Genomic DNA, 16,047 nt, shown 5'->3' on the forward strand with positions numbered 1-16,047 from the left:
CCCGCTGTGCAAGCTCCAGGGGGCCGGCTCACGCGCGCAGCAAAGCCGCCTGCGTGGCCTCGGTCAGTTGCCGCACCAGGCGGTTTTGTTCATCCTGCCCCAAGTCAATCAGTGACTGGCGCCGCTCCAGGTAGGCTTCCGAACGCTTGTCTGTTAGCTCTTCATCCAACGCTCGCACTTTGTGCTTGATGCTGTCCTTGACTGTGGAAAAGGGTCCCGGGTGACTCCTCGCCAGGTACTCGATCCAGAACGCCTCCATCAACAGAAACTCTTGCAGGGCCGTGGACTCGCCCATGGCCAGCAGCAAGGTCCAGACCCGTGTGGTCAGCGCGTGCTTGGATGGCCACCCGGATCAGCAACAGCGGCAACGGCGTTGCAAGGTCGTAGGGCGTGGCATCCATACTCTGGGTGTCAAAGGGCAAGGCGGTGCCGGTGCCGTCGATGGCCTTGACCAGTGTGTCGTAGAGGGCCCGCGTGACCCCGGTGCTGTCGCGGTTGCGATAGGCTTCCAGCGCTTGGAACCACAGGCAGGTACGTGCGCTGGTTTCGATCAGCGTCTGGAGTGTGTCGCCTGGGGCAAGCGCCGGTTGCAGGCTGGCGTGCAACTGGCCACCCAGGTTCAGCTCGCGGCTGATGGTGACAAAGCGTGGCACATCCAGTTGGTGTTTCTCGACGCCGGTGAGGTAGGTCGAATCGACAAAACTGTGCCCGGACCTCTGCTTCACCTGCGCGGCAAAATCGAAATTCAGGCAGGCGGCATCCCAGAGTGACAGCGTGGACAGGTGAGGGCGGTATTTCCATTCATCATAGGGGCGGCGAAAGCGTGAGCCTGAAACCGGCTTGGCCGTGCTGGTTCGTGGCTCCCACGGCAGGGGCACGCCCACTTCCTCCCGGTAGCGGGTGTGGATAAAAATCGCCTGCGGGTCCAGGCCGCCGAGTTTGCTGCGCAATTGCGCCAAACCCTTGGTCTTGAAGGCGTTGATCAGGGCGGTGTTTGCCGTGTCCACCGCCTTCAGTGCCTGCAATGCTTCGCGTTGCAGGCGCACGTACGTGCGTTGTTGGCTGGGCGTCAGGCTGGAGAGGTTGCGCGAGAGGATCTGGTGAATCAGTTCCAGGGCCTCTTGCCGGGGCCAGGATTGGTTGGACTGCAGGTTGCCCGACAGGCCGTTGAGCCGTAGATGGGTAGCCAAGGGCATTTCCTTTCACAATCGAGTGGAAGGCAAATGGAAACACCCAGTGGGTACCGGCGGGCGCTAGCTATGTAGCCCTGTCGAGCGTGGCGCCTGGTTGAGGCGCTTAATGAACTCTAACCACACGGCGAGCCCCGACATCAGCAACACACCGACCACGGCGGTCAGCAATTGCATGGCCACGGCGTCATCCGCCAGTGCATTGAGCATGTCCGCCAGGGGCGCCAGCACCACGCCCAGGCAGAACACTTCCAGGGAATATCGGCCCATTTGACAGACCCGTTCGGCCAGGCGGTTTTGCGTCCATTCCCGGCCGGGCAGGAGCTTGGCTGTCACATAGGCCAGCGCCAGGAAATGGATGAGGCGCACCGGTGACAGGTCGGTTTTGCTGATGGGGTACAGCCAATTGCTGAGCACCTCTGGCATTACCGCGTCATGCAGGTGCGGCCACAGCCACGACACTGTAATCACCCCGGCGACCACCACATACACCGCCGCCGCGACAAACAGCGGCTGGCGTTGCAAGGGGCGCGTGTCGGGCACGGTTGGCCGCTGGCTGTAGATCGCCGCAGCGCCGCCCAGTACAAACAGCAACTGCCAGGTGACGGGGTTGAAGTACCACACGCCATCGGCGATGGCCCGCAGGTTCCAGCCCATCCACGGCGCCATCAGGTACACCGCCAGCGAGACGCCGACCACCGCCCACGTGGCGCGCACCATCAGTGGCAGCACCACCGACAAGCCTGCCAGCAACACGATGTACAACGGCAAGGGGTCCATCAAGTTGGGTTTGAAGCGCAACAGCAGCTCATCGGTCAGCGCCTGCTGTGGGTGGGTGATGAAGTGCGTCAGGCCCATCTCCGCCACGAGGTCGCGGGTTTGCACATGGTTGTTGGCGTAAAACACGATGCCCATCAGCAGCGCCAGCAAGAAGATATGCACCACGTACAGCACCCAGGTGCGGCGCAGGATTTTCAGGCAGGCCATCCAGTAGCCTTCGCGTTGCATGACTTTGCCGTAGGCCAGCACCGAGGCAAACCCGGCGAGGAACACGAAGACTTCCGCCGCATCGCTGAAGCCGAAGTTTCGCAGGGTGATCAAACCGAGGGGATTGTGGGGGACGTGGTCCCAAAAAATGAAGATCAACGCCAGGCCCCGAAAAAAATCGATGCGCGGGTCGCGTCCGTTCAGCATGGCAGCGGGCTCTTGAACAAATGGTTTAGTAATGACCGGCGAACGGAAGGTTTTCGCACGCCGAACGTCGGGCGGGCGCAGGTTGGCGGTATTTGTAAGCAATTGCAAAGGCTGGGTATTACTGAATGTCTCTAGACATCAATGATCACCAACGTGCCGTAGCTGCCTGCAAGTACACCATGGGCGGTACCGGCTTCAACGAGGTACATCTGGCCGGCTTCCACACGGATTTCCTCAGCGCCGACGCTCAAGCGCAACAGGCCGCTGACCACCAATAACCCTTCGTTGTAATTATGGGTTTCTTCCTCATACGCCTGCTCATCCATGCGCAGCACCTTGATCCGCGCCGGGCCTACCTGGCCCAGGCGCGTGGATGTCCAACTGCTGGGCAGTTGCCCGGCGATGGCGGCAAAGTCGAGTAACGGCATGTGAATCTCCTGGTTTCAACGATGCCGTCGGTGGTCCGGTTCAGCAGCAATAGGGTGTTTAGAACGCATCCATCAACAGTACCCGGCAGGGCTTGGCTTGGTGCGCATTGATTTGCGGCACCAGCCGGGTGAAGTGTTCGGTTTGGCAGTGAGCATCGAGCGCGGCCTGATCGGGCCATTGCTCGATGAAAGTGAAGTGCCCCGGGTCTTTCTGATCGACAAACAACGCGTAGGCAATGCATAGCGGTTCCAGGCGGGTTTTTTCGACCAGCTCGGCGTACCACGGTCGCACGGTTTCCAGGTGTTCGGGCTTGATGAAGTCTTCAGCGATGACGTTGAGCATGGTCGGTGCCCTCACGCCGCCGCGATTTCATGTGGCTCAAAACTGTCCGCCCGCGCCATCTGCCACATGCGCGAATAGAACTCGCCGCTGACTTCACCGGTGAGCAATTCACCCGGCTTGAGGAACACATGCAGCTGCGAGAACAGCTTGATCTCAGTCGCCGACATACGCCGCACCAAGTGCTTGGCCGACAGCTGCGACGGATGATCCAGGCCGGCCGCTGCGAGCATTTCCGCCAGGGCCTTGAGGGTGTTGCGGTGGAAGTTGAACACGCGCTGGGCTTTGTCCGGCACTACCAGGGCGCGCTGGCGCAACGGGTCTTGAGTGGCGACGCCGGTCGGGCATTTGTTGGTGTGGCAGCTTTGCGACTGAATGCAGCCGATGGCGAACATGAAGCCGCGCGCGGAGTTGGCCCAGTCGGCGCCGATGGCCAGGACGCTGGCGATATCGAACGCGCTGACGATCTTGCCGCTGGCGCCCAGCTTGATCTTGTCGCGCAGGTTCAGGCCGACCAGGGTGTTGTGCACAAACAGCAGGCCTTCACGCAGCGGTACGCCGATATGGTCGGTGAACTCCACAGGTGCGGCGCCGGTTCCGCCTTCCTTGCCGTCGACCACGATAAAGTCCGGGAGGATGCCGGTTTCGAGCATGGCCTTGGCAATGCCCATGAATTCCCACGGGTGGCCCAGGCAGAACTTGAAGCCCACGGGTTTGCCGCCGGACAGTTCGCGCAGTTGGGCGATGAACTGCATCATTTCAATCGGCGTGGAAAACGCGCTGTGACGCGACGGCGAGATGCAGTCTTCGCCCATCATGATGCCGCGGGTTTCGGCGATTTCCTTGGTGACTTTATGCTTGGGCAAGATCCCGCCATGGCCGGGCTTGGCGCCCTGGCTCATCTTGATTTCGATCATGCGCACTTGCGGGTTCTGCGCCTGCACGGCAAAGCGTTCCGGGTCGAAACGGCCGTCGCTGGTACGGCAGCCAAAGTAGCCGCTGCCCAGTTCCCAGGTCAGGTCACCGCCGTTTTCGCGGTGGTAGGGGCTGATGCTGCCTTCGCCGGTATCGTGGGAAAAGTTGCCGAGCTTGGCGCCTTGGTTGAGCGCGCGAATCGCGTTGGCGCTCAGCGAACCGAAGCTCATCGCCGAGATATTGAACACCGACGCCGAGTACGGCTGCTTGCACTGCGGGCCGCCGACCATTACGCGAAACGCGCTCGGGTCGCTCAACGGCGCGGGGCGCATGGAGTGGCCGATAAACTCAAAACCCGACTGGTAGACGTCGATCAAGGTGCCGAACGGCTTGTCGGCGGTTTCGTTCTTGGCGCGCGAGTAAACCAGCGAGCGCTGCGAGCGCGAGAAGGGCAGTGCATCGCTGTCGGACTCCAGCAGGTACTGGCGGATTTCCGGGCGGATGGCTTCCACCAGGTAACGAATATTGCCCAGGATCGGGTAGTTGCGGCGCACCGCGTGGGGGCTTTGCAGCAGGTCGAACAGGCCGATCAGGCTGAGAATGCCGGTGACCACGGTGATCGGCCACAGCCATTCATGTTCAATAAAAGGGAGGCTTACCAGGGTGAAAATGACGCACACGGCAAAGAAGGCGTAACGGCTTAGTAACGACAGGCTCATACGGTTTTCCTTGGTTCACTCATCGGCTAGGCGCTTTGCGCCTGAAGAAAGATCGAGAACAGCTCCGACTGGGATTTGATCCCTAGCTTGCTGTAGATGTGTTTCTTATGGACTTTCACGGTTTCAACAGAGATTTGCAGCTTACGAGCGATTTCCTTGCTGGAGCAACCACTGAGCATCAAGCGGCCTACATCCAGCTCTCGGGCGGTGAGTTGCGCGCCCCAATCATCATTGTGCATCGGCGGCTGTGGGGCGCTGACCTGATGGAGCTCATAGGGCAGGCGCTGGCGCAGCAGGCTCAGCACCCAGGGCTGGATCAGCGACAGCAAAGCAATCTGCTGCGGGTCAAAACGCTGTTTCGAGCCCAGGGACAGGCACAGGGTACGCCCATCCGGCAGGTGGCAATTAAATTGGATTTCATCCGCCACCACGTTCAGGCGGAAATAACGCTGGTAGTACTCGGTGAGTTCGAAATGCTCGGGCGCGACGTCCGCCAGGCGAAACAGCCCGGTGCGTGAGTGCTCGCGGCTGGCGATGTAGAAGGGGTCGAGCAGGTACAGGCCGTTGAGGTAATCCTGGAACAGTTGGTCTGGCGTGCCGTCCGCGCCTGGGCATTCGGCGAACACCAGCGGGCGGTGTGCGCTGCTGAACAGCAACACCACCCAGCTATCGAACGGCACGTATTGGTCCAATAAGCGCACCAGTTGGGTCCAGAAGTTGGCCTGGTCCAGGGCGTCTATCATTTGCCCCACCGAACGGTGCCAGGCGATGTCTTGCAGCGACATGGTCATTGATCTACCCCTATCGGGTTACCCCTGCCGCGTAATTCCCTGGCGGGGTGTGGCTGCGCATACTGCGGCACAGATTGAGAACAAGGAATACCCATGAAGGTCGAATTTGCCCAGTTGGCAGGTCGTGATAACGGTACAGCTTATAACCTTGAGCGCGCCTTGGCGGCAATTGCGGCCTGCGCCGCCGATACACAACTGATCGTTTTCCCGGAAACCCACTTGATGGGCTTCCCGTCGGCCGAGACCGTCGCCGACATCGCCGAGCCGGTGGATGGGCCCACCGTACAGGCCGTTATCCGGGCCGCCCGTGCGCGCACTATCGCCGTGGCGATCGGTATAGCCGAAAGCGATGGCGGCCAATTCTACAACACCACTTTGTTGATCACGCCCGAAGGCATCGCCCTACGTTATCGCAAGACCCATTTGTGGGCCTCGGATCGCGGCGTGTTCACGCCCGGGGATCGCTACGCCACGTGCCTGTGGAACGGCGTGCGCGTCGGCCTGTTGATCTGCTACGACATCGAGTTCCCGGAAACCGCCCGCGCCTTGGCGCAACTGGGCGCCGAACTGTTGATCGTGACCAACGGCAACATGGACCCCTATGGCCCCACGCACCGCACCGCGATCATGGCCCGCGCCCAGGAAAACCAGGCGTTTGCGCTGATGGTCAACCGGGTGGAAGAGGGCGATGGCGGCCTGCTGTTTGCCGGCGGCAGCGCCTTGGTCGACCCGATTGGCACGCTGCTGTTTGAAGCAGGGCGCGAGGAAGGGCAGTTCGCGGTCGAGCTGAACCTCGACCAACTGGTAGCGGCTCGCAAGGACTACCGCTACCTGGATGACCAGCGCTTGAAATTGCCGGGTGAGGTGATTGAGCGCGCAGACGGGACGCGCGAACTGCTGATTCCACAAGTTTAACGCTGACCCCCATGTGGCGAGGGCGCTCGCCACAACAAGCCCCGCTCGCCACATAAACAGGCTTAACCATAAGAAAAATGACAACCGCTTTACCGACTTCAGTTCTGCCATAAATCTAATAAATCAGCGGAGAATCGCTCATGGCTCGTTTGCAACGCACCCTGTCGTTAGGGTCGGTGGTGCTGTTTGGCATCGCCTATATGACGCCGATCATTGTGCTCGGCACCTTCGGCATCCTGGCGCAATCCACTGCGGGCATGGTCCCCGCCGCGTACCTGGCGGCGCTGGTGGCGATGTTCTTTACCGCCATGAGTTACGGGCGCATGGCGTCTGCCTTCCCGGTGGCCGGTTCCGCCTACAGCTATGTGCGCAAGGCCATCAGCCCCAAGCTGGGTTTTATCGCCGGCTGGGCGGTGCTGCTCGACTACCTGTTCTTGCCCATGGCCATCTGGCTGATTGGTGCGGCGTACCTCAACTCGGCGTTCCCTTCGGTGCCGCAGTGGGTCTGGGTATTGGCGTTTATCGGCGTCACCAGCGCTATCAATATTGTCGGCCTCAAGTTGGCCAACGGCATCAATGCCTTGCTGATGCTCGTGCAGTTTCTGGTGCTGGGCGCGTTTGTCGTGCTGTGCATCCACTACATCGGCGGTGACGCCAGCAAACCGCTGTGGACCCTCGCCCCGTTCTTCAACGGCCAGATGCACATGCCGTTGATCATGAGCGGTGCGGCTATCGCCTGCTATTCGTTCCTGGGCTTTGACGCAGTGAGTACCCTCACCGAAGAAACCCGCGACCCGCGCCGCACCATCCCACGGGCGATCATGCTGATCACTTTGATCGGCGGGCTGATCTTCGTGGCGGTGTCCTACTTTGTGCAGATCGCCCATCCGTCCTTCGAGTTCGCCAACGTCGATTCGGCCGCGTATGAAATCGCGCGCAATATCGGCGGTGACCTGTTCGTGTCGATCTTCTTGATCGGCCTGATTGTCGGCCAGTTCGCCTCGGGGCTATCGGCCCAGGCCAGTGGTTCGCGCCTGTTGTTCGCGATGGGCCGTGACGGTGTGTTGCCCAAGTCGTTCTTCGGCACCTTGCATGCGCGCTTCGGCACGCCGGTTAACAGCATCTTGTTGTGTGCGGTTGTGGCGTTGCTGGCGCTGAAGCTGGATGTGACCACCTCCACTTCGTTCATCAACTTTGGTGCATTCCTGGCCTTCAGCCTGGTGAACCTGTCGGTGATCTTTCACTACTGGGTCGGCGCGAAAGCGCGTGGTGTGCGCGAGCTGATCCTGTTTCTGCTGTTCCCGGCCATCGGCCTGCTCGCGGACCTCTGGCTGATGGTCAGCCTGGATCATCTGGCGATTTACCTGGGCGTGGCGTGGCTGGCGATCGGCCTGGTTTACCTGGGTTTGCTCACCCGTGGCTTTTCGCAACAGCCGCCGGAAATGGACTTCCAGGAAGCCGCATAGAAGCCCGAGGTCCATTCTTATTGCAATCCGTTCTCGTTTGGGTGCATGATTTGTGTTACTGTATAACACATCAAATGCACCCAGACGCCCCGGAGGCCTTATGAAAGCTGGTATCCATCCTGACTACCGCACCGTGCTGTTCCACGACACCGCCGCCGACGTGTTCTTCCTCATCGGTTCCACCGCCGACAGCGACCGCACCCAAAAACACAGCGACGGCAACACCTACCCATACATCCCGCTGGACGTCTCCAGCGCCTCGCACCCGGTCTACACCGGCCAGCAGCGCAAGACCCAGGCCGAAGGCCGGATTGCCGGGTTCAACAAGCGTTTCGCTTCGTTTGGTTCGAGCCCGAAAAACGCCGAGGCGTGAGGGCGGTTAAACTGTTTGGCGAATGGGCAGCACCACCCTAAAGGTGGTGCCTTTGCCCACTTCGCTGCTCACGGAGATAGTGCCACGGTGTTTTTTGACGATGCCGTAGGAGAGTGACAAGCCCAACCCCGTTCCTTCACCCACCGGCTTGGTGGTAAAGAAGGGGTCGAAGATTTTCTGCACGCTGTCCGGGGCAATCCCGCAGCCGTTGTCGGCGACTTCCAACCAGATATTCTCGCTTTCCACTCCGGTGCTGATCGTGATGGTGCCGCGTTCCGGGCCCATGGCCTGCGCGGCGTTGATCACTAGGTTCATCACCACTTGGTTAAGCTGCGATGCCAGGCATTCGATGTCCGGCAGCGGTGTGTAGTGCTTGATCACGTCGGCCTTGTACTTGAGTTCGCTGGCGACGATGTTCAAGGTCGAATCGATGCCCTGTTGCAGGTTTGCCCATTGCCAGGTCTGGTCGTTGTCCACCCGGGAAAAATCTTTCAAATCCTTGACGATCTGCACCACGCGGCCAATGCCTTCCTTGGATTCGCGCAGCAGCGTGGGAATGTCTTCCTTGAGAAAATCCAGGTCCAGGCGCCGACGCAGGGCTTCGAACTGGTCGCTGCCCAGTGCGGTTTCTGCCTGTCGATAGGCATCGAGCATCTCTTGCAGCTGGTTGAAGTAGCCGCCCAAGGTGCCGAGGTTGGAGGAAATAAACCCCACCGGGTTATTGATTTCGTGGGCCACGCCGGCCGCGAGTTGGCCCAGGGACGCGAGTTTTTCCGATTGCACCAGCTGGCTTTCCAGTTGTTTGCGCTCGTCGATCTCCAGCTGTAACGCCTGGCTTGCCTGAGTCAGTGCCAGGGTGCGCTGTTCCACCAAGTGTTCCAGGTGGCTGGTTTGCAAGGACGCGTGTCGCGCCATGTCCCATTTCGCGGCCAGGGTATTGGCCATCTGCTGCACTTCAATGTTGTCGAATGGTTTTTTCAGGATCAGCAGCCGGTCGTGGGCGTGCAGGCGGAACAGCAGCTCTTCCCACGAATAATCCGAGTAGGCCGTGCACACCACCACTTGCAGGCTTGGGTCGACTTTCCACAGTTCTTCAATGGTCTGCGCGCCGTCCCAGCCTTGGGGCATGCGCATGTCGACAAACGCCAGGGCATAGGGTTTTTGCTCGGCCATGGCGACCTCCAGCAACTTCAGCCCTTCCTGGCCACCGTAGGCCGAGTCCAGCTCAAAAACGGGTCCGTGCTGGGGCTCGCTGGCACCGAATAGTGCGGCTTCCATATCGTCCAGCGCCTGGTTCTGCTCCATGGGTGGCATGAGGATTTTACGGAAGTCGTCGTGAATTGACGGCGTGTCGTCGATCAGCAGAATGCGTCGATTGGGGGGGCGGTTCATGCTTGGCCTGCGGCATCGTTGAGGGGGATTTGCAACGTGAACACGGCGCCTTTGCCCGGTCCATCGCTGTGGGCGGTAAGGCGGCCATTCATTTCAATGGCCGCCAGGGCGCAGCTGTGCAGGCCGAAACCGTGGCCTTCCTTACGCGTGGTGAACCCGTGGGTGAAGATCCGCGTCATGTTCTCGGCCGGGATGCCTTCGCCTTCGTCTTTGACGCTGATCTGCAAGAGGCTGCCCTCCACCGTGCTGATCGACAAGGTGATCTGCCGCGAGCGGTCGGTGAGGTTCGACATGGCGTACTTGGCGTTGCTGATCAGGTTGACCATGATCAGCAACAGCCGGTGTTTGTCCGCCATCAGTTCCGGCACCTCGGCGTACTCCTTGACCACCGTCACATGGTGACGATTCAGCGCCCCGGAATTCATGCGCAGGGCGTCGTCCATCAACGCACTGATCTGCACCGGCTCCAGCAGGGTGGACACGCCGGCGTAGGATTGCTGGGTGGAAACGATGTCCTTGATGTGGTCCACGCTTTTGCTCAACTGCGCCAGTTCGTCGGTCAGGCCCTGCTGCTCAATGGCGATGGCCTCCACCAGTTGGTTGAGGTAGCCGGGCAGCAATTTGCCTTTCTCGTCTTCGCGCAGGTAGGTGCCCAGGTCATCCGGGTGCTCGTTGATCAGTTGCATGGCTTTGCCCAACCCCAAGGCCTTGCTGGTGCGCAGCTTGCGCGTGACCAGCTCGGCGGAGATGTTCACGCTATTAAGCACGTTGCCGACGTTGTGCAGCACATTGGTCGCGATTTCCGCCATGCCGGCCTGGCGCGCACTGTCGAGCAGTTCGCTCTGGGCGTCTTTGAGTTCGCGCGTGCCCGCCTCTACACGCTGTTCAAGGCTTTCATTGACCGCTTGCAAGGCGCGGTTGACCCGGTTGATCTCGGCAAAGCTGCGCAACAAGCGAATCGCCAAGTACAACAGCACCACCACCAACAGTGCGGAAAACACCAGCAGGTAGCGGTGGTACTTCTGATCAATCAGGTCGGCGGCGGCCTGGTCCTGATTGAGTTGGGTGGTCATGGCGTCGAGTTGATCGGACAACGGGATCGCGGCAATGCGATCAAGCAGGTCATTGACGAGGGGTTGCTCGCGCAGGATCAGCGCAATGTGGTTACTGAGAATCTCCACTGGTACCTGAAACTCTGGCGGCAGGCTTTGTTTGTTGACCGCCAGCTTGTTCAGGCCCACGAGGATGTCTGCGGCTTTGTCATCGCTCGTCACCTGGGCAAACTCCAGGGCGCTGAGCAGCAAGTCGTAGGTGTCGGTGGCGATGCTTTGTTGTTGCAGTTTTTCGGCGTCGTCCAGTTGCAGGAAATGCGCCTGGATGTCGTCCTCGGCCGTCGGCAAAAAGGCCAGGGAATTGCGCAGCACCGCGTTGTGCGACTTGAATTGTTCCACCTGCCGCGCCTTTTCCTGGAACGACTGGCGATACGCATTCTGCTCGGCCTGCCATTCGGCCAGGTTTGCGTGGCGGTGTTGCCCCTCGCGACTTTCCAAGGTGGCCCACAGCGCGCTCATCTCTTTGAACGGGACCACCAGCGGGTCATAGTTGTGGGTGAGGGCGATCCGGGCCTTGAGCACCTCAACGTCCCATTGGGAGTTGAGTTGCTTGATCTGGCTGATCAGGTCGCGGGACTCGGTGTAGGTGGTGGACTGGTCGCCGATCGACTTGAGGTACAGAAACACCAGCACCGAGGCCAGTATCAGGGCGATACCGCTGAGCGTGAGCAGGCTGGCGAGGCGGGATGATTTCATAAGGGCTTGCCCGCCCATTCGCCGGTCAGTGTCTTGAGGAATTGGATGATCAGTGTCTTGTCTTCAGCCGTGGGGATTCGCCCCAGCTGGTACGTGAACATGACGTCGACAGCCTCCTCGAGGGTCTTGGCCGAGCCATCGTGAAAGTACGGGGCGGTGACCGCCACGTTGCGCAGGCTCGGTACTTTGAACACGTTGCGGTCATCTTCGTCCTGGGTCAGCAGGTAGCGGCCCAGGTCGGCTTCGGTCGGGTTGCCACGGGCCTTGAAGTAATCGCCCATCACGCCGAACTTCTGGTACATGTTGCCGCCGATATTGGCGCCTTGGTGGCAGGCGATGCAGCCATAGTCCTTGAAACGCTGGTAGCCGTATTTCTCTTGAACGGTGAGGATCTCGGTGTTGCCTTGTAGGTACTGGTCGAAGCGTGAGTTGGGAGTGAGCAGGGTGCGCTCATAGGTGGCCAGGGCGTTTTGAACGTTGGCGGCCGTCACGCCGTCGGGGTAGATCCGCTGGAAGGCGGCCTGGTAAGTGGGCAGTGCCGACAAGGTCTGGACCACGGTTTTCCAGTCGTTGCCCATTTCCATGGGGCTGGTGACCACCTGTTCAACCTGCGCCTCCAGTGTGTCGACCCGGGCGTTCCAGAATTGTTTGAAGTTCAGGCTGGCATTGAACACCGTCGGGGTGTTGAGCCCGACCGGTTTGCCATCGAAGCCCAGGGAAAACGCCTGGTTGTCGTCACCCCCCGCTTGCAGGTTATGGCAACTGGCACAGGACTGGGTGTTATTCACCGACAGGCGTGTCTCATTGAACAGCTGGCGTCCCAGTTCCACGGTGGCGGCATCCAGCGTCGGCACCGGCGGCAACGGTTTAAGCGGTTCATCCAGCGGCGCAGCGGTCGCGGGCAAGCAGGCGCCATAGCCCAGGGCAATGGCAATGCCGAGCACCTGTGGCGACAGGCGCAGAGAACGTGGCGGGGTGCGGCTCAAGCGCTCGCTCCTTGGGGCAAAAGGTCAGTGGCCGGGCATCAGGCTGTGGTGCCCGGTTTGCAATAATTGGGCGAACTCATCGGCCGCCACGGCTTTGCTGAACAGGAAACCCTGGCCTTCCTCGCACTGGTGGGCTTTGAGGAATGCCAGTTGTTCAAGCGTCTCCACGCCCTCGGCGACGATGTTCATGTCCAGGCTTTTACCCAGGCTGATGATTGCACTGATCAGTTGCGCGTCTTGGCTGTTGTCGCTCAAGCCGCGGATGAATGATTGATCAATCTTCAGCACATCAATCGGAAAGCGTCGCAAGTAACTGAGGCTGGAATACCCGGTGCCGAAATCGTCGACGGACAGGCGCACGCCCAGGGTCTTGATGCCGCGCAGGGTGATGAGGGTGTCCTCGACGTTTTGCATCAGCACGCTTTCAGTGATTTCCAGCTCCAGCAAGCGCGGCTCCAGGCCCGTGCGCTCAAGGATCGTCGCCAGGTTGGCGACAAAGTTACGCTGGCGAAAATCAATCGCTGAGATGTTCACCGAAATGCAGATGGGCGGTAGGCCGGCGGCTTGCCAGGCGCGGGCCTGCTCGCAGGCCTGGCGCAACACCCATTGGCTCAACGGTACGATCAGGCCGCTGTCTTCGGCCACGGGAATGAACGCCGACGGGTAGATCCAGCCATGGTCGGGCTGGTGCCAGCGGATCAACGCTTCGGCGCCGACGATCTGCCCGCTGTTCAGGTCCAGTTTCGGCTGGTAGTGCAAGATAAACTCATCTCGCTGCAGGGCCTGCCGAATGGCGCTTTCCAGGCTTTGCTGTTCCTGGGCGCGCAGGTTCATCTCGTCGATGAAAAAACTGAAATCGTTGGGGCCGTGGTCTTTGATGGCGTGCATGGCGGTTTCGGCTTTTTTGATCAGCTCCACGGCGCTACTGCTGTCATCGGGGTACACACTGATGCCCAGGCTTGCCGTAACACTCAGGTCGTGGCCGGCCACATAGCGGCTGGTGCTGACGGCGGCGAGGAGTTTTTCGGCAATGTACTGGGTTTGCTGGGGGTGCTTGATGTCGTTGAGGATCAGCACAAATTCGTCGGAGCCGTAGCGAAACACTGAATCCGATTCGCGCACTGTGGCCACCAGGCTTTGGCTGACGTGCTTGAGCATTTCATCGCCGACCGGGTGGCCCAGGGCGTTGTTGATGCGCTTGAAGCGGTCCAGGCCGATAAACATCACGGCCAACTGGGTGTCATGGCGCCTGCACACGGCAATCGCCTGGCTCAGGCGGTCGCCCAGCAGTGTGCTGTTGGGCAGTTCGGTCAGGGCGTCGTATTGCAGCAGGTGCGAAACCTTGAGCAGTTCCTGCACGCGTTCCTCAATTGTGCGCTCAAGCCCCTGCAGTTTAAGTGCCGCGTCCTGCGCCAGCTGCCATTTCCAGGTCAGGGCGGTGGCCATCTGGCGGATTTCCAGGTCGTCGAAGGGCTTTTTCAGGATCAGCAGTTGGTCGTCGTATTTGAGGCGCGCCTCGATGGCTTCGAAAGAGTAGTCGGAGTAGGCCGTGCACAGGGCAATTTGCAGGTGAGGGTCGACGTTCCACAGCTGTTCGATGGTTTCCAGGCCGTCCCAGCCCGGCGGCATGCGCATGTCGATGAACACCAGGGCATACGGGGCGTTGTCGGCCAGGGCTTGGATCACCAGTGCCAGGGCTTCCTGGCCTTGATAGGCGGAATCCAGCACAAAGGTCTGGCGCACGGCCGGGGCGGTGCCGAACAGGGTTTCTTCGATGCTGGCCAGGGACGCGTGGCCGTTAGCGTCGGCGCACAGGATCTTGCGGAAGTCCGCGTGGATCGAAGCCGTGTCGTCGACGATCAGAACCCGTCGATTGGCGCGTCCCGAGCGCGGGTTCATGGCTGGTTCCGAGAGGCGCGTGACGGCGATTTCTGGCGCATAGGGCTTCCTTACCGTGAATGCTTCAGTAAACAGGGCGGGTCACGGGCTTCATGGCACAAGCATAGTTGGCTCCCTTGAATAAGTCGGCCAGTTGGCGTCAAATCAACACCAATTACCCCGGCATTCATCTAGCGCTCAATGCTTGCGCAAGTACAGCGATTGATCATGTCGGGGCGCAATGAAGCAATTATGTGTCATTGTCAGGAGGTGTCGCCATGGATGAAAAAACTGCTACTACGTCCCCCTACACCCCCACTATTTTGCTGGTCGATGATGAAGAGTCGATCCTTAACAGCCTGCGCCGCCTGCTGCGTGGCCAACCCTACGACGTGCTGCTGGCCGGCAGCGGTGCCCAGGCCCTGGAGATCATGGCCGCCCAGCCCATCGACCTGGTGATGACCGACGCGCGCATGCCGGCCATGGACGGTGCGATGCTGCTGGCCGAGACCCATCGCCTGTACCCGTCCACCACCCGCATCCTGCTGACCGGCTATGCCGACATGAGCATGATGATCAAGGCGATCAACGAGGGGCAGATTCACCGCTACATCAGCAAACCCTGGAACGATGAGGAAATGCTCCTGACGTTGCGCTAGTCCCTGGAGCACCAGCATTCCGAGCGCGAACGCCTGCGTCTTGAACAGTTGACCCGCGAGCAGAACGACCAGTTGAAGGCCCTCAACGCCACCCTGGAAAAACGTGTCGACGCCCGCACCAGCGAGCTGCAGCAAACCGCCGACATGCTCGACCTGGCCTACGATGAGCTCAAGCGCAGCTACGTGACCGGCACCGAAGTGTTTTCACTGCTGGCCAACCTGCGCCTGCCCAAGCAGAAGCAGACCAACCGCCAGTTGATCGAGCTGATACGCGTGTATTGCAAAGCCCAGGTGATGGACGAAGCCAGCGCCCGCGACCTGACCATGGCCGCCGCGCTGTATAACATCGGCAAGTTGAGTTGGAGCGACAGCATGATGGTCGCGCCCTCGGACCTGCTGCACAGCACCGACCGCGAGCGTTATCGGGCTTACCCGGCCCAGAGTGAGTCGTTGCTGATGACCCTGGAGCCGATGAAGGACGCCGCCCGCCTGATTCGTCATCACCAGGAGCGCTGGGACGGCACGGGTTTTCCGGACCACCTCAAGGGCGAGCTGATCCCCTCGGGCGCGCGCTTATTGAAGCTGGCCGTCGACTTTATCGAGCTGCAAAAGGGCTTGATCCTCGAGCGCCATATGAACAGCGATGAAGCGCTGCTGTACATCCGTAAGTACGCCGGCAAGTTCTACGACCCGGACATGGTCGAAGACTTCGTGCAGGCCTGCGCCGCGTTTTTAAGTGACGTGACGTTGGGTGACCCGAGCGTGAAGGTCTTGACCACCCGCGAACTGGCCGAGGGCATGGTGCTGGCGCGCAACCTCAACGCCGATAACGGCATGCTGCTGCTCAACGCTGGCAAGGTGTTGAACCTGCCGCTGGTGGACAAGTTGATCGCGTTTGAGGCGATGGAAGGGGCCAAGTATTCCGTGTTTATCAAGGAGCCGGATGATGCGCCGCTACTGACGTAGCGGCGACGGTGTGGGTGTTTTGACCTT

At 60.3% G+C, this 16,047-nt stretch carries 14 protein-coding genes and 1 pseudogene; 4 read left to right on the forward strand and 11 right to left on the reverse strand.

The window, feature by feature from the left end; all coding sequences use genetic code 11:
• Positions 1-28: 28 nt before the first annotated feature.
• The 7 genes from KZH41_RS07155 to KZH41_RS07185 all read right to left on the reverse strand — a co-directional run bounded on the left by KZH41_RS07155 (position 29) and on the right by KZH41_RS07185 (position 5,577).
• Positions 29-169 (reverse strand): hypothetical protein, encoded by a 141-nt coding sequence (locus KZH41_RS07155; RefSeq protein ID WP_176462932.1) that lies wholly within the window; start codon positions 167-169, stop codon positions 29-31.
• Positions 162-1,190: a hypothetical protein gene (locus KZH41_RS07160; RefSeq protein WP_263274593.1), complete on the reverse strand. Its 1,029-nt coding sequence runs from the start codon at positions 1,188-1,190 to the stop codon at positions 162-164. The genes KZH41_RS07155 and KZH41_RS07160 overlap by 8 nt, the downstream gene beginning before the upstream one ends.
• Before the next feature lie 63 nt (positions 1,191-1,253).
• Positions 1,254-2,384 carry an OpgC family protein gene (locus tag KZH41_RS07165; RefSeq protein ID WP_094950925.1) on the reverse strand — a complete coding sequence of 377 codons (1,131 nt, stop codon included), beginning with the start codon at positions 2,382-2,384 and terminating at the stop codon, positions 1,254-1,256.
• A gap of 131 nt (positions 2,385-2,515) precedes the next feature.
• On the reverse strand, positions 2,516-2,812 hold the full coding sequence (locus KZH41_RS07170) for a cupin domain-containing protein (RefSeq protein ID WP_263274594.1): 297 nt from the start codon (positions 2,810-2,812) through the stop codon (positions 2,516-2,518).
• Positions 2,813-2,870: 58 nt separating this feature from the next.
• Positions 2,871-3,155 carry a putative quinol monooxygenase gene (locus KZH41_RS07175; RefSeq protein WP_094950923.1) on the reverse strand — a complete coding sequence of 95 codons (285 nt, stop codon included), beginning with the start codon at positions 3,153-3,155 and terminating at the stop codon, positions 2,871-2,873.
• A gap of 11 nt (positions 3,156-3,166) precedes the next feature.
• Entirely contained in the window at positions 3,167-4,786 is a 1,620-nt protein-coding gene (locus tag KZH41_RS07180) for an FMN-binding glutamate synthase family protein (protein ID WP_263274595.1), read from the reverse strand.
• A gap of 26 nt (positions 4,787-4,812) precedes the next feature.
• On the reverse strand, positions 4,813-5,577 hold the full coding sequence (locus KZH41_RS07185; protein WP_094950921.1) for a helix-turn-helix transcriptional regulator: 765 nt from the start codon (positions 5,575-5,577) through the stop codon (positions 4,813-4,815).
• Between the two features lie 93 nt (positions 5,578-5,670).
• Between KZH41_RS07185 and KZH41_RS07190 the strand changes: the two genes are divergently transcribed.
• The 3 genes from KZH41_RS07190 to KZH41_RS07200 all read left to right on the forward strand — a co-directional run bounded on the left by KZH41_RS07190 (position 5,671) and on the right by KZH41_RS07200 (position 8,331).
• On the forward strand, positions 5,671-6,492 hold the full coding sequence (locus tag KZH41_RS07190; protein WP_263274596.1) for a carbon-nitrogen hydrolase family protein: 822 nt from the start codon (positions 5,671-5,673) through the stop codon (positions 6,490-6,492).
• 140 nt (positions 6,493-6,632) lie between these two features.
• Positions 6,633-7,958 (forward strand): APC family permease, encoded by a 1,326-nt coding sequence (locus KZH41_RS07195; RefSeq protein WP_263274597.1) that lies wholly within the window; start codon positions 6,633-6,635, stop codon positions 7,956-7,958.
• A 100-nt stretch (positions 7,959-8,058) separates the two neighbouring features.
• Positions 8,059-8,331, forward strand: coding sequence for a type B 50S ribosomal protein L31 (locus KZH41_RS07200; protein ID WP_094950918.1), 273 nt, complete (start codon positions 8,059-8,061; stop codon positions 8,329-8,331).
• 6 nt (positions 8,332-8,337) lie between these two features.
• On the opposite strand, the gene KZH41_RS07205 is transcribed toward KZH41_RS07200, so the two are convergent.
• The 4 genes from KZH41_RS07205 to KZH41_RS07220 form a co-directional block, all read right to left on the reverse strand.
• Positions 8,338-9,723, reverse strand: a complete 1,386-nt coding sequence (locus KZH41_RS07205) for an ATP-binding protein (protein ID WP_094950917.1) — start codon at positions 9,721-9,723, stop codon at positions 8,338-8,340.
• On the reverse strand, positions 9,720-11,531 hold the full coding sequence (locus tag KZH41_RS07210; protein WP_263274598.1) for a DAHL domain-containing protein: 1,812 nt from the start codon (positions 11,529-11,531) through the stop codon (positions 9,720-9,722). Before KZH41_RS07210 ends, KZH41_RS07205 begins: the two co-directional genes overlap by 4 nt.
• Positions 11,528-12,475, reverse strand: a complete 948-nt coding sequence (locus tag KZH41_RS07215) for a cytochrome-c peroxidase (protein WP_242156005.1) — start codon at positions 12,473-12,475, stop codon at positions 11,528-11,530. Before KZH41_RS07215 ends, KZH41_RS07210 begins: the two co-directional genes overlap by 4 nt.
• A gap of 66 nt (positions 12,476-12,541) precedes the next feature.
• Positions 12,542-14,416 (reverse strand): putative bifunctional diguanylate cyclase/phosphodiesterase, encoded by a 1,875-nt coding sequence (locus KZH41_RS07220; RefSeq protein ID WP_263274599.1) that lies wholly within the window; start codon positions 14,414-14,416, stop codon positions 12,542-12,544.
• 257 nt (positions 14,417-14,673) lie between these two features.
• Between KZH41_RS07220 and KZH41_RS07225 the strand changes: the two are divergent.
• Positions 14,674-16,020, forward strand: a pseudogene (locus KZH41_RS07225) (HD domain-containing phosphohydrolase).
• Positions 16,021-16,047 lie beyond the last annotated feature (27 nt).

The sequence above is a fragment of the Pseudomonas sp. YeP6b genome, assembly GCF_025642995.1.
Lineage (GTDB): Bacteria > Pseudomonadota > Gammaproteobacteria > Pseudomonadales > Pseudomonadaceae > Aquipseudomonas.